The organism is Desulfatitalea alkaliphila (assembly GCF_022968795.1).
Classification (GTDB): Bacteria; Desulfobacterota; Desulfobacteria; order Desulfobacterales; family Desulfosarcinaceae; genus Desulfatitalea; species Desulfatitalea alkaliphila.
In genome coordinates, this window is record NZ_JALJRB010000012.1 from 107162 (window position 1) to 121490 (window position 14329).

General features: G+C 58.4%; 16 protein-coding genes. 1 reads left to right on the forward strand and 15 read right to left on the reverse strand.

Translation table 11 applies throughout. The features are described 5' to 3' along the window. Nucleotides 1–118 precede the first annotated feature (118 nt). The 15 genes from MRX98_RS12200 to MRX98_RS12270 form a co-directional block, all read right to left on the reverse strand. Nucleotides 119–1459 carry an FAD-dependent oxidoreductase gene (locus MRX98_RS12200; protein ID WP_246908686.1) on the reverse strand — a complete coding sequence of 447 codons (1341 nt, stop codon included), beginning with the start codon at nucleotides 1457–1459 and terminating at the stop codon, nucleotides 119–121. A 172-nt stretch (nucleotides 1460–1631) separates the two neighbouring features. Continuing rightward, a complete protein-coding gene (locus MRX98_RS22035; protein ID WP_281432328.1) occupies nucleotides 1632–1754 on the reverse strand; it encodes a hypothetical protein in 123 nt (40 codons plus the stop codon). 31 nt (nucleotides 1755–1785) lie between these two features. After that, entirely contained in the window at nucleotides 1786–2853 is a 1068-nt protein-coding gene (gene arsB, locus MRX98_RS12205; RefSeq protein ID WP_281432329.1) for an ACR3 family arsenite efflux transporter, read from the reverse strand. Between the two features lie 28 nt (nucleotides 2854–2881). Beyond that, nucleotides 2882–3241, reverse strand: coding sequence for an ArsR/SmtB family transcription factor (locus MRX98_RS12210; protein WP_246908695.1), 360 nt, complete (start codon nucleotides 3239–3241; stop codon nucleotides 2882–2884). 209 nt (nucleotides 3242–3450) lie between these two features. After that, nucleotides 3451–3948: a rhodanese-like domain-containing protein gene (locus MRX98_RS12215; RefSeq protein ID WP_246908697.1), complete on the reverse strand. Its 498-nt coding sequence runs from the start codon at nucleotides 3946–3948 to the stop codon at nucleotides 3451–3453. 64 nt (nucleotides 3949–4012) lie between these two features. Continuing rightward, the gene (locus MRX98_RS12220) at nucleotides 4013–4687 is read right to left on the reverse strand and encodes a DsbA family protein (protein WP_246908699.1); all 675 of its coding nucleotides are present in this window, start codon (nucleotides 4685–4687) and stop codon (nucleotides 4013–4015) included. Next, nucleotides 4684–5157 carry a MauE/DoxX family redox-associated membrane protein gene (locus MRX98_RS12225; RefSeq protein ID WP_246908708.1) on the reverse strand — a complete coding sequence of 158 codons (474 nt, stop codon included), beginning with the start codon at nucleotides 5155–5157 and terminating at the stop codon, nucleotides 4684–4686. Before MRX98_RS12225 ends, MRX98_RS12220 begins: the two co-directional genes overlap by 4 nt. Nucleotides 5158–5191: 34 nt before the next feature. Further along, complete coding sequence (locus MRX98_RS12230) at nucleotides 5192–5932, reverse strand: cytochrome c biogenesis CcdA family protein (protein ID WP_246908710.1); 741 nt, start codon at nucleotides 5930–5932, stop codon at nucleotides 5192–5194. A gap of 76 nt (nucleotides 5933–6008) precedes the next feature. Further along, nucleotides 6009–6449 (reverse strand): thioredoxin family protein, encoded by a 441-nt coding sequence (locus tag MRX98_RS12235; RefSeq protein WP_246908712.1) that lies wholly within the window; start codon nucleotides 6447–6449, stop codon nucleotides 6009–6011. Between the two features lie 695 nt (nucleotides 6450–7144). After that, on the reverse strand, nucleotides 7145–7645 hold the full coding sequence (locus tag MRX98_RS12240; RefSeq protein ID WP_246908714.1) for a universal stress protein: 501 nt from the start codon (nucleotides 7643–7645) through the stop codon (nucleotides 7145–7147). 37 nt (nucleotides 7646–7682) lie between these two features. Continuing rightward, complete coding sequence (locus MRX98_RS22040; protein ID WP_262987142.1) at nucleotides 7683–8402, reverse strand: DUF1573 domain-containing protein; 720 nt, start codon at nucleotides 8400–8402, stop codon at nucleotides 7683–7685. 36 nt (nucleotides 8403–8438) lie between these two features. Beyond that, entirely contained in the window at nucleotides 8439–8672 is a 234-nt protein-coding gene (locus MRX98_RS12255; RefSeq protein ID WP_246908720.1) for a thioredoxin family protein, read from the reverse strand. 164 nt (nucleotides 8673–8836) lie between these two features. Next, entirely contained in the window at nucleotides 8837–10009 is a 1173-nt protein-coding gene (locus tag MRX98_RS12260) for a permease (protein ID WP_246908722.1), read from the reverse strand. A 68-nt stretch (nucleotides 10010–10077) separates the two neighbouring features. Beyond that, a complete protein-coding gene (locus MRX98_RS12265) occupies nucleotides 10078–10422 on the reverse strand; it encodes an ArsR/SmtB family transcription factor (RefSeq protein ID WP_246908730.1) in 345 nt (114 codons plus the stop codon). A 423-nt stretch (nucleotides 10423–10845) separates the two neighbouring features. Next, nucleotides 10846–12552, reverse strand: a complete 1707-nt coding sequence (locus tag MRX98_RS12270) for a potassium channel family protein (protein ID WP_246908737.1) — start codon at nucleotides 12550–12552, stop codon at nucleotides 10846–10848. Nucleotides 12553–12758: 206 nt separating this feature from the next. On the opposite strand from MRX98_RS12270, the gene MRX98_RS12275 reads away from it, so the two are divergent. After that, complete coding sequence (locus MRX98_RS12275; RefSeq protein ID WP_246908739.1) at nucleotides 12759–14312, forward strand: methylenetetrahydrofolate reductase C-terminal domain-containing protein; 1554 nt, start codon at nucleotides 12759–12761, stop codon at nucleotides 14310–14312. The last annotated feature ends 17 nt before the right edge of the window (nucleotides 14313–14329 follow it).

Here is a 14329-nt window from a genome sequence, read left to right on the forward strand (position 1 = left end):
ATGACAAATGAAAAAGATAAAGGGGAACGGCGGGGGGATGGCGACGAGGGGACGCCCTTAACTTATTAACTTACTGCCGAACTTCAGGCAGTAAGTTAATAAGTTAAGGGCGTCCCCTCTATTCCCATTGCATGGCCGCCATCTGGACCGGGTCGAAGGGGCTGGAGAGTGGCGGGGTGTAGGAAAGATCCAGGTGGCTCAGTTCTTCCACCTGCATGCCGTGGTGAAGGGCCGTGGCGAAGATATCGATGCGCTTGGAAACCTCCGCCGACCGGTGGCCGACGATTTGGGCGCCCAACAGCCGCCCTGAACGGCGGCAACCGGTGACGCGCAGGTGCAGTTCCGTGGCGCCGGGGTAGTAGGCCTTGTGGTCCCAGGTGGTCAAGGCCACGGTCAGCGGATCGAAACCGGCGGCCGCGGCCCCGGTGTCCCTCAATCCGGTGCGGGCGGCCACTTGGTCGCACACCTTGACCACCTGGGTGCCCAGGCTGCCGGCGAATTCACGTTGACCGCCCAGCATGTTCTCGCCGGCCACGCGGCCCTGCTTGTGGGCGGTGGTGCCCAGGGGCATGTACACATGGCGCCCCAGCACCCGGTGCCAGGTGTGCACGCAATCGCCAGCGGCCCAAATGGCCGGAACGCCGGTGGCCATGGTGCGGTCCACCGCGATGGCCCCACCCTCACCCAGTCCGACGCCGGCGGTGCGGGCCAATCCGGTGGCAGGTCGCGCGCCCACGGCCACCAGCACCAGGTCGGCGGGGATGCGCGAACCCCCGGCAACGACCACGGATAGGGCGCTGTCCCGATGTTCGATGCCCTGGACGGCGGTCCCCGTATGCACCGTCACGCCCTTGGTCTCGAGTTCCGCCCGGATCCGCCCCCCCAGTTCCGGATCGAGGGTGGTGAGCACCTCCGGCGCAAACTCCACCAGTGTCACCGCCATGCCGCGCACCGTCAGGGCATCGGCCATCTCCAGGCCGATGTAGCCGCCGCCGATGATCACCGCACGGCGGGGTGCGGCGCTGTCCAGAAACGCCTTGACGGCGAAACTGTCCCCCATCCAGCGCAAGCAGAAAACGCCGGGCAGATCCATGCCTGGAATGGAAGGCCGCACGGACTCAGCGCCGGTGCCAATCAGCAGTTGATCATATCCGACCGTGACGGATTGCCCGGCGGCAGAGACAAATTGAACGGACTTGTTATCGGCGTCGATGCATTCGGCCCGGTAATCCAGCAGCAGATCGATGCCGTGGCTTTCGATTTCACTGCTGGTGCGATGGGCCAGGGTGCGCCAGTCAGCCACCTCACCGCTCAGGTAGAACGGCAAACCGCAGATGCTGAAGTTGGGATAGGCGTCGGCCGCGGCCACAGTGACGCGGACCTGCGAATCCAGCTCCCGAATGCGCAGGGCGGCGCTGATACCGGCATCGCTGCCGCCAATGATGAGCATGTGGGTCATGTTGGTCTCTCCTTGGAGGATTGTCATTTCAAGATCCGGACCGCCATCGATCCATCGACCGGTCCCGGATGGACAGAGTTCTACTCTTCCTGCGCATAGGCGCGTGCCAGCAACTCCAGGGGATGCCAATCCGGAATAGGTGCCGTATACCACGAATCTAACTCGCGGCAGGCTATCGAGGTGCCGGAATCAGCAGACACTGTTCGGCACCGTATGTTTTCAATCCGCCGAGGCAACTCACCACGGAAAAGGACGCCGGGGAAAGGTCCGTGGCCACGATGAAGCGTTTAAACATGCTTTTCCTCCCTAATTATCCATTTTGACGCTCAACGCGTATTCATACTTGCCGCGGAGGGAAACCAACCCGTTGTGCGATTCGCGATCTTTACCAGAAAAAGCATTACCGGCACCTCGACCAGAACACCCACAATGGTTGCCAACACCGCAGGTGAAGCGGCGCCGAACAGGGTAATGGCGACAGCAACCGCCAGCTCAAAAAAGTTCGAGGCGCCGATCATGCCGGCCGGTGCAGCCACGTCATGCGGCAATCTGATTTTTCGAGCCAACAGGTAGGCGATGAAAAATATAAAGAGGGTTTGAACAATCAACGGCACTGCAATCAGTACGATATGCAAGGGGTTGCCTAGAATCACATCTCCCTGGAAAGAAAAAATGAGAATCAGCGTCAACAATAACCCACCGATGGTGATGTTATTGAATTTGGGGATAAAGGATTGGTTGAAATAGTCCTCGCCTTTATTTTTAATCACTATATGACGCGTCATTATGCCGCCGACCAGCGGAATCACCACGAAAAGAAATACCGATAAAAAAAGTGTATTCCAAGGAATGGTGATCCCTCCCACCCCCAGCAGCAGCGCCACGATCGGTGTAAAGGCAATGAGAATGATCAGATCATTGGTCGCCACCTGGACCACCGTGTAGGCAGGATTTCCCCTGGTTAAGTGGCTCCAGACAAATACCATGGCGGTACATGGCGCAGCTCCCAGAAGAACGGCGCCGGCCAGATAATCCCTCGCCAAATCGGGCGGAATCAGGGATTTGAAAACCACATAGAAAAAGAACGCCGCAATCCCGAACATGGTGAACGGCTTAATCAGCCAGTTGACGATCCAAGTGACATACAGCCCCGTTGGATTTTTGCCGACATTTTTTACGCTGGCAAAATCAACCTTCATCATCATGGGATAAATCATCAGCCATATTAAAACAGCGATGGGAATGGAAACTTGCGCGTATTCAAATTTGGCCAATTGCGCCGGAATGGCGGGAAGAAACCTTCCGATCATCACCCCGGCGACCATGCACAAGATCACCCACAGTGTCAGATTCCGTTCAAAGAAACCAATTCCGGCTGTCTTCCCTTTTGCCATAACAATCAGACTCCTTAACCTGGTTGGCCTATCTTTTATCTCTTTGTTGCCGACATAACTCACCGGGATCACATTCAAGTATCGTCTCCAGCGTCAACTGGTCCGCCTTGAATTCCTCTGAATTCGAAAACGATTCAAGCAGCCACTGTCGCAAATGATCCGGAAATGATTTGTCAAGGCGGTAGTAAACCCATTTACCGTCTTTGCGATACCGCACAAGACGGGCATTTTGCAGAATACTCATATGACGGGAGACCGTCGGTGTACTCAGGCGCAGCATCTCCACGATTTGACAGACGCACAGTTCGTCATGGTCTAACAGGGCTGCCACGACGCGCATTCGGCCCCCATCCGCCAAGGCCTTGGCAATTTTCAGTGGATATTCCATACCGCCCACCCAAATATCGTCATTTCGCTAAACATAGAAATGATACTACCGACCCCCCCCCTCCTTGTCAAGCGCAATCTTGACACGGGCGCAAGGGGACGCCCTTGGCGGAAGGGGACGCCCTTTATATTTTTATATGTGGTCCTTTTTTGGCCCAAATATAAAAATATAAAGGGCGTCCCCTACTGGCCCCTCTTGGTCCTCTTGGTCTACTCCACGGGATAGCCGTGGCGGCGCCACAGGGTCCAGCCGTTGACCAGAACGCGGGCGTTTCCATAACCCATGTCGCGCAACAGCAGCACAAGCTCCTCACTCAACGGGCATCCCTCCCCATCGCAATAGGCGATGACGACGGTGCTGTCATCGGGCACCGCCGCGAAAAATTGCTCAATGTAATCGAACGCATTTTCCCAGGGCACATTGATCGCACCCGCAATATGACCCTCAGCGAATTCATTGGGGGAACGGGCATCCACGAAAACCGCCTCTCGGGTTTCATGAAAAGTGATGGCCTGATCCATTGGAATCACCAGGTCGTCGCTGCCCGTTGCGGCCTGCAAACGGCCCGCCGGTGACCAGTCCGCCACCAGGGCGATGCCGTCGGAACGGAAATGGTTGAACGTCAGGGCCAGCAATGCCCCGAGGAGGACAATGGCCGCTGTTTGACCAAAGATGCTTTTAATGGATGGTCTTGCCTTGAATCTCATTTAATGGCCATTGTCCCTTTGGGGCGCCCGTGGAAACGCCCTGTTCCAATCGTCCACGGTCTTCCTAATCACCGGCGGCGGCCGCGGCGGTTTTTCCATTGCCGGACAATTCGGCCAGCAATTGATCGATGGCCTTAGGGATCTCCTCGCTGCCGACATGCCGGCTGGGTTCCTGCCCCGGCTTGACGATGATGCAAGTGGGGGTGCTGCGCACATTGTGCGCCTGGATGATCTCCCCCCAGCGGGTTAATAAGGGACGTACATCGAAATACGTGATCGCCACCTCATTTTCCTTCAAAGCCTTCACCATCTCCTGATCCGAGGCCACGCCGTTGTTCTTGGCGATCTGGAACAGCACATCACGGGCGTGCAAAACACCGTCCAGGGAAGAAGCCGCCTTGGCCGCATAGAGAAAGTAACGGGCATACAAAGGCGCCATGCGACTGAATGGCATATCCACAAATGTCACCTGGACCCCCAGCGGTACCAGATCCCTCAGGGCCTTGTCGAGATGAGGCTCCACCCGTCGACACGGCGGGCAGAAATAGTCGGCGAACACAAAGAGTTCAATGGGGCCGTCGCCAAAGGTGAACACCGCATCGAACGGCTCCGGCGCCTGTTGCTCTTCAGCCGCAAGGGCCGGCGCTGCCCATACAAACGCACCCAGCAACAACAGGCCGGCCATGAAACGGATCGGCGAAAAGCCGAATCGTCTGTTTTTATTAGGTTCCAATCTCATCCTCCTCCTTCTCGTCGAGGAACGTGTTGAACACGCTCACCCCTGTTTTGTAAGGACCCGCGGAAGGTCACCATGACCATCAGGTATACCGAGACGGCCAAAAAACTCAAGTCCCTTAAAACGGTCGGATAGCCCGCCGGATCTCCGCCGGCTTGGGTCGAAAAGCAACCGCACTGAACATCCAGCCCCCGGTAAAGATTGAACAGCAGGGCGCCGGCAAATCCCGCCAGCAGCAAAGTGCTCAGCAAGGCGGCACCGGGCAGCCAGAACCCGACCAGAAGGCATATGCCCATCAACAACTCCACCCAGGGCAGCACCAGGGCCGTCAGGTTGATGCCGCCGTCGGGCAGCACCTGGTAGTTGTAAACCGCATAGGCGAAGGCTTCCGGGTTCAGGATCTTGTCATAGCTGGCATAGATCCACAACAGGCCGAGAAAAAAACGTGCGCCGTAGGTTGTCGCTCGGGCCATTATCCACCTTCCAAATCTATTTTATATATCCCCTTCATGCCAGCGCGGCGTTGAACAACCGGGTGACCGGATCACCGAACAGGGGATTGATGATGAAGTAGGCCCCCAGCAAACCGATCACCACACCGGCACCGCGCTGAAACCACATCCCCGTTCCCTGCCAGGCGCTGCTTTCGGTCAATTTGCGCACCATGGCCGTGGAACTACCGGCGATGGCGATGGGCAGGCAATGTCCGATGGCGAACAGAATCATCATCACGCTGCCGGAGACAAATTCCTGCTGCACGGTAACGATGGCCAGAATGGGCGCAATGAACCCGAAGGTGCACGATCCCGACAAGATCCCGTAGGCCAGCCCGAGGCCGAAAGCACCGTGGATCCCCCGCAGCTTGAGCCGATACAGCAGGGACCCGGACATGGAACAAGCCTGGACCCCCAACATCCCCAGGGAGACCCAAATCAGCACGCCTCCTACCAACACCTGCAGCCAGATCCCCACGTCGCCGAGCATGCGCCCCATCAAGGCGCACACCACTCCCACGGCGGCGATGGTGATGAAAAGCCCCGTAGTAAATGCACCGGCATACCAGCCGGCGCGTTTGGGATTGACCGCAGTCTCCTGCCCGCCTACATAGGCCACGATTAATGGGATGGAAGCCAGGTGGCACGGGCTGAAAAGCACGCTGACCATGCCCCACAAAAAAGATCCCGCTCCGGCGACGAGAAGGCCACCGGTCATCCATTGATTCACGGTGATCAAAAACTGGTTGAACATCTCGTTTTGACTCCTCTTTTGTCTATTGGCGCGCGCTCCTTGCGGCCAACGGCGGTGGTCGCCCCGTCGCTCCTCATCAAGAGACGCCGAGCTTGGCGAGCGCATCCACAATCCGCTGCTTATCCATGAAGCCCGTGTGGCGGAACGCCTCATTGCCTTGCGCGTCGAAGAAGATCTGGGTGGGAATCGCCCGGATACCGTACTTGCGGGCCTGGGGCGGATCCTTCCATACGTCGATGAAGATAATGTCGGCCCGGCCGGCATATTCTTGTTTCAACTCCTCAAGAATGGGCGCCATCATCTTGCAGGGGACACATTCGGTGGCGCCCAGGTCGATCATGGTCACCCGTCCGGTGTTCAGTTGCAACGGCCCTTGGCCGGCCGGCGCCGATGCGGACAGGGCCGATGCGGACGGGGCCGACGGCGCGCCGCTCTGACTCTGGACGATGGCATAAACGGCCGCCGCGGCGACCAAAAGGATGATGATCACCCGACCTATGGGAAATCTGGATTTCATTTTTAGGCTTCTTCCCCTCTCTCTCTGTTCTCTGTATCGAATCCATAGCTGGACCTAACGATCAGTGAGGATGGCCTGCCGAATCGTCGGTCGCGCAGCACAAACAATTTAAGTGCCAAATTGCGCGAAAAAGCAAAATTTCCGAAAACCCACGTTTCGGAAGAGCGCCCGCACAACATGAACAATGGGTTGGGTAGACAGGAATCGCCTTAGCAAAGCCAAACACAAAACAAGGTGTAGTAGGCAGCAGACGCCGGCGACTCATTGACGGATCGGGCCAACCGGGAATTCCCGTTGTGCCCATTCTCCGTTCCTGGGGAAATATTTGCGCCGCCTTCAAGGAAAACGGACCTGTATTGCGGATGGTAATCGACGGGCCGCAGGAGGGTACTTGCCGGGAGCAACACGTGCGCCATGCCGGCCTTGCAGGGAAACACTCCGGACAACGGCGATCGCCACGGGATGCCGTCGCCCTCTCTCCATGTCTTGCCTTTCGAGCACCCTTCGTGGTCAGGCAACTGAAATGCGACCGCACATGCACCGGCGGCGGCAAGCCCCAGCAGAACACTGAAAGTGGTAAGGATTTGAAGGTATTTGCGCATGGCGCGAGTGACCCCTGATGATGTACCCGTTATCGTTTCAGGTGGTCCGTCTATAGAATAAAAATCGCAGGCATTGCAAGCCTTATCCGAGCCCTAACGGCCATTGCCCATGGGCACCAGGAAAACCGGAATGGCGCAATCTTGTATCACTTTGCGGGAGGTGCCTCCGAGGAGCGCTTCCTGAATCAAACCATGGCCGCGTGTGCCCATGACCAAAATGTCGTACCCACCGGAATGGGCGTGGTGCAGAATCCGTTCGGATGCCTTGCCTGTTTCGACGATCACCCGGTCGCGCATGACCCGGCAAGTGGAAGTCACTCCCGCGGCTTCGGCGCAGAACCGGGTAATACGCTCCCGGGTGCGTTCCATGAGCTGTCCACGACTCTTGGCATGCATCTCCTCGATGCTGCCATAGCCCAGGAACGACACCAGGAGCAAATCGGCGTTGGGCGGCAACTTGCCGAAAACATGCAGCACCGTCACTTCGGCCCCGTAAGCATCGGCCAAACTCAGGGCATAGGCAAAGGCCCGTTCGGCATTGAGTGACAAATCGGTGGCGAACAATATCTTTGCGATGCGCGGCGTTTCCGTCATGGATGCCCCCCATTTGATTCGGTCGGTTATGGTCGCATCACGAACCGCCACCGGATTGCGCTGGACGGATGAACACACTGACGGCGAGGCGGATTTCCGGGTGCAGTTCGCTGTCGGTCTCCAGGAAGATCTGATCGACATAGCGGCCGGCATCGGCCTTGGTGTTCTCGATGTGCAATCGATACTCAGCGGCGCTCTGCCCACTCGAACGGTCCATCTTGAATTTCAAATGCTGACCGTCCCTGAGCCGCACGCCGGTGATTGTGAAGGGGTGCTGCCGGGTCGGGCGGATCGTCACGGTTTCCTGCAATGTGTCGCCGACATATCCCGCCAACACCAGCCGTTGGGGTGAAATCTCCGCAAACCGATCCACCCGACCACTCATCGTCAGATTGAATTCGCGCCGCCGGGGATCGTTGGTGTACACCCGCACGCCCTTTGTGAGATTGCGCCCGCCGTATCCGCGGGTATCGACCTTGACCGTAATGGTTCCCTCGCCACCGGGAGGGATCTGTCTCGTGAACGAGACCGCTGCGCACCCTCAGCCGGACTCCACCCGTTCGATTTGCAATTCGGCCGTGCCTCCATTGCGGATGACGAAATCGTGCAGCACCGCCACCCCTTCAACCACCGTTTCGAATTGATGGCGCTCTTCCGTCAACGCCAACCGCGGTACATCCGCCACAGCGATGCCTGTGACAAACAGCGAGATGAAGAGCGAAGCGGCCCAGAGGCCGATGTTGAATATTCTGGTCATATAACCTCCGAATGGCATCCCTTGTTCTCTTGAAACCTACTTCTGCAGCCAACCGATCACATCGGCCTTGGATGGAATCTTGCCCACCGATTTGACTTCGCCGTCGATCACCACCGCCGGGGTGCCGAACACGCCGTAGCCGGCGATTTTCATCACGTCGGTCACCTTCTCGATCTCGGCATTCACACCCGCCTCGGCAATGGCTTCTCTGACCACCTTTTCGGCCTGGGCGCATTTGGCGCAACCCGGACCCAGCACTTTGACATCCATTTTGACAACTCCTAATGATGAATTTTTATGCAAGGCCTGTTCAAGCCAGGCCTTTATTTTGGCACGCGGCGGCACCGAACCGACGCACACCACAGAACCGAGGATCCCGATCCCGTGCTTGCCCACGCGTACCTGGACGACGTCGTCGTTCTGCATGGCACCCCCTACCCGGCAAAGCTGCCGTATATCATACCGGCGATGGTGGACATCACCACGATAATCATGCAAAATACCGCTGTCTTTTTGACCCCCAAGACACTGCCGATCACCAGCATGTTGGGCAGTGACAAGGCCGGACCGGCCAGCAACAGGGCCAGGGCCGGCCCCTGCCCCATGCCGGACCCGAGCAGCCCCTGCAGGATGGGCACCTCGGTCAAGGTGGCAAAATACATCAGGGCGCCGGCCACCGAGGCGATCAGGTTGGCCGACAGGGAGTTGCCGCCCAGCAAGGACGAAATGAAACGTTCGGGAATCAGCGCCGTTTCACCGGGACGCCCCAACATGAAACCGGCCACCAGCACGCCACCGGCCAGCAGCGGAAAGATCTGCTTCATAAAGTCCCAGGTGGACTCCACCCAATTCTTGCATTCATCCTTGGTGAACCACGCCTTGAGCATGAGCCCCAGCACAATCAGCAGGGCAACGGTGATGTACCATTTGGCGGCGAAAACAGCCGGCCACAAGCCGCTGCTGCCTTCGGCCGGTCGAGCGAAGGCGGGGAACACCAGGATCAGCACCATGGTCATGATGTAGGCGGTGTCCTGCCATAGCGAGCGTCCCGTATCCTCCTCATCGGGCACATGGATCTGCCCGGCGGTACGCGCGGCGTCCTCCTTGCGGAATATCAGCGCCATCAACAGACCGGTGAGGATGGCGAAAACAACCGCCCCGACGGCCCGTGCCAGCCCCAATTGCCAGCCCAGGATCTTGGCCGTCAGGGTGATGGCCAGCACATTGATGGCCGGACCGGAATAGAGAAAGGCCGTGGCCGGACCGATGCCCGCGCCCCGGGTGTAGATACCGGTGAACAGGGGCAGCACCGTGCAGGAACAGACCGCCAGGATGGTGCCTGAAACCGAGGCCACCGAATAGGCCAGGATACGGCTGGCCCGGGCGCCGAAATATTTGAGCACCGACCCCTGGGAAACGAACACCGCAATGGCGCCGGCGATGAAAAAGGCCGGAATCAAACAGGTCAACACATGTTCCCGGGCATACTCCTGGAACATCATGAACGCTTCCAGCCCTGATCGGCGGATCACCGGATGCCCCCACGGCACATAGTAGGCCGCCAAGAAAATCCCGACGATCCAAAGCAACTTGGTCCGTTCTTTCATGAAAAATCCACACCCTCATAGACTGAAATTGAACTCACCGACCTAATCGTCGGGTAGTCGGCCCCGCCTCAACTGCCGCAAATCGTCTCTCGTCGGATGTCGGGCAAACGGTCCAACAACGCCGCCACCGCCTCATCCGTTTCCAGCCAATCGCTCAAATGCGCCAGCATCGAAGCGGCATACAAATTCTCACGGCCATCGGCCGGCCGGTAGTTGACCCACAACCCCTCCTTGCGGAAGGTGACCAGGCCCGCCTCTTCCAAAACGCGCAAATGCTTGCTGGCCGTCGACTGAGCCAAGTCCAAAGCCTCTCGCATCTCGCACACGCACAACTCACGCCGCTGCAGCAACTTGACCATCTTGACCCGATTGGGATCGGACAACGCCTTCATCACTTTAATGAACGCCTTCATAATGCGCTCCCTGTTGAGTATATCGTTAGATCGGAATATATGAAACCGACGGGCGGGATGTCAAGCAATTAATGAATGCGGTTATGCACAAAGCCCAAGTAAAATGAGGAGCGGGCAAAAGCAGTATCGAAATCGAAATCGGGATCGGGATCGAAATCGATACAATGGAAACGATGCGCTTCCTTCGTCAGCGCATCCTATACCTTTACGGATGTATCGGGGCTGAAGGGCAAAGTGTGGTGTGCCCATGCGTGGGGATCGGTGCTCCCGGGCACGGCGTGCCGTGCCCCTACGGGTTGGTGGAAAGCCCCATCTGCTCAGTCGCCCCCAAACCCATATAATCGATAGAATTCATTAACTTAAAACTTAACACTTAAAACTTAAAACTGCCCGCCAGGGCCCTAATACTGCCCGCCAGGGCCTTCACCCCTCCGACGTCGGGTACTTTTCCGTGAAAAGCCGCTCCGACTTGGCCGAGCCGATCAAGACCAACTCGTCCCCCTTTTCCAAAACGATCTCCGGATCGGGGTTGACGATCATCTCCTCCTTGCGCTTGACCGCCACCACGCTGCATCCTGTCTCCTCGCGGATTTTAGCGCCAATCAGGGTCTTGCGCCGCAGCTTGGGGTGCAACGGCAGACGGAAAACGTTGAGGCCCTCCGAAAGCATGAGCATCTGCTGGGGATGGAGCAGGTTCATGATGGTGGTGGTCACCATAGAGCTGTAGGAGAGCACCAGATTGGCGCCGGCGCGGTGCAAGGTGTTGATGTTGCGGTCCAGGCTGGCCCGACTGATGATCTGGGCCTCAGGCCGCAAACGGCGGCAGTAGATGGTCAGGTAGATGTTGAGGTTGTCGTCATGGGTTGTAATGATAATGGCCGGTGTTTCGTTGATGCCGGCCTTGATCAACACGTCCAGGTCGGCGGCGCTGCCCTGGACGAAATATTCCTCGCGGGCGGCGATGCCGGCCTTTTTCTCCACCACGCGAAAATCGATAAGGCGCGCTTTAAGGGCGTTGGCCACCGCCTGGCCGACACGCCCGCCGCCGAGCACCACCACCGGTCCCTTGGCAGGCGGTGTTTCGGTGTCAAATCCGATGGAGCGGTCGAAGCGATCCAGATGCTCATCGGTACCGGCCAACACCAGCACGGTGGACTCATCGATGATCGCGTCAGGGGTGGGCAGGGAAAAATGGTTTTTTTCCCATACGCCCACTACATTCACGCCGGTCACTTCGCGCAACCGGCTCTCGGTCAGCGTCTTTCCCTGAAGCCAGGTGCGCATGGCGGGTGCTTCGGCGATCAGCAGGCGGTCAAAACGGCCGATCACGTTGGCTTTCATGCTGACCCCTAGTACGCGCCGCGCCAAGGCCCGACCCAACATCTTGGTGAATTGGAACACATGGGTGCTGCCAGCCAGTTGAAGGATATCCAAGGAATCCTCCAAATCGGCGTTGGTGACGGTGATCACACGGGCGTTGGCTTCACGGATGGTATAGATGATATTGGTGCTGGAAATGTCGTCGTTGAGGACCACCACCATGGCGGCCGAATCAATGCGCAAGCGGTGGTAGGTCCGGGGATCGTCCAATTCACCCACCACCACTTTGAAGCCCAGATCGTGCAGATCCAAGGCGTTTTGCAGTTCGCCGGTCACGATCACGTACTCGATGCCGTACTGGCCGATCTTTTCGATCAAGTTGACGGTGACATCGTCGAATTGGGTAAAGATCACATGACCGGACATGGTTTCCGGCACCGAACGCGGGGCCCGCGCCTTGTTCTGCTCCTCCAGCCAGGGAGCGTAAAAAAACTGGATGAAGGTGAACGGCAGCATGACCAGCAGAAAAACGATGCCGCTGAGCAGCACCACCACCGAAAAAACCTTGCCCACGTCGCTGGCGAAGGTGATGTCGCCGAACCCCAAGGTGGACATGGTGGTCAGCGTCCAGTAAAATCCGGTGATCCAACTGTAATCCCGCCCTTCATAGAGCATCAGCAGGTGAAACAGCACGCTGTAAAGCACAAAGAAAAACAGCAGAATCAGAACGAACTTGAGCAACAATCGCATGTTGCTGCGCTGCTGGCCCATTCTCAACAGCAGGGTCAGCTGGGTGGCCATGGTTTTCATTAAAGCTTTTCCCTCCAGCAGCCGGCTCTTGATACCAGAACCGGAACAGTGGTTCCATGTTCAGCAAGCACTATCAAATGTCACCCTCCGATTGTCAAATGTAAATCGTTGTCTCCAAGAGCTGCCCGAACGTGCTATACTCCATTTTGACTTTTTTTGAATCGCGCATCGTTTCATGATGTTATCACTGATGGAGACGCATCGCCGTGTTACGCATATTTCAAAGCGATTTGACGGATCCGGACCATTTCGTGGTCACCCTGGAATTGGTGCCCGGACGGGAAGCCGGCGGACGGGCATTGGACACGGTGATGGGGATCGCCGCCGATGCCTATGCCGACGGCCGCGTTTCGGCGGTCTCCATCACGGACAATCCCGGCGGCAACCCCTCCCTTAGCCCCGATGTGCTGGGATTCGACATCTTCAAGTTGGGTATGGACGTGATCGTTCATTTCACCTGCCGCGACATGAACCGGGTGGGCATGGAGAGCCGCGCGCTGCAACTGGCCCGCATGGGCATGAAAAACATTCTGGCCCTCGGCGGCGACTATTCCGGACAGGGATTCGGCGGCCAGGGGGCACCGGTGTTCGACCTGGACTCGGTGCAGTTGCAGATCCTGCTGGGCATGCTCAGCGAACGCATCACCGCCGGCGGCGATCCGGACACCTTTTTCAGCGGCTGCGCCGTATCGCCCTTCAAGCGCACGGAGGGGGAGTGTTTCGCCCAATACGCCAAGTTGTGCCGCAAGGCCGCCGCCGGCGCCCGGTTCATCATCACCCAGCTCGGATTCGACGCACGTAAATTCGATGAGTTGATCCGCATGCGGCGGCACATGCACATTGACCTGCCGGTGCTCGGCACGGTCTATGTGCTGACGCCCAAGGCGGCAGAGATCATGCACGGCGGGGGCGTGCCGGGCGCCGTGGTCAGCGGCCGGCTGCGCGACCGGGTGCGGGACGAATGGCGCCGCCCCGCCGAGGGACGGCAAGCGGGCATCGAACGCGCCGCACGATTGGCGGCGGTGCTCAAGGGCCTGGGCTACAAGGGCATACACCTGGGTGGTATCCATAAAAGTTTCGATACGGTGGGCCGTATTCTCGACCGGTTGGACCAAATCGCGGCCCGCTGGACCGATTTTCTGCCCGATTTCGATTTTCCGCAGCGAAACGGCTTCTACGCCTTCCCTGACACCCGCCCGGATCAGCCGACCCCCGGACCCCTGTTCGGCACACCACCACCCCCGACCATCTCCCGTTTGGAACGATGGCGATATCGCGCCCTCAAAGCCGCCCACGACATCTTTTTCGACCGCCACCACCCCGCGGCGCCCGCATGCCGCACCCTCGCCCGCCTGCTGGACGGCAACTGGAAAAGCCGCCTGCTGACGGACCTGCTGGAAGACCCCGTCAAACAGGTGCTTCTCCAGTGCCTGCGCTGCGGCGACTGCGGCATTCAGCACGTGGCATTCCTCTGCCCCGAATCCCAATGCCCCAAACACACCCGCAACGGCGCCTGCGGCGGCAGCCGTGACAGCCGCTGCGAGGTGCATCCCGATCGCCGCTGCGTCTGGTTCCGGGCCCACGCCCGCTTGGCCGACGACAACGCCACCGATCAAATGATCAAGGGCTGCGTGCCGCCGCGCATGTGGGAGCTGAACCAAACCTCGGCCTGGATCAACTTCCACCTCAACCGCGACCACCAAAGCGCCTCCAACGAAATCGCCCAAAGATGCGGCACCCACTGCCGCCGCACCATATAATCGCCACAACTTTAAAC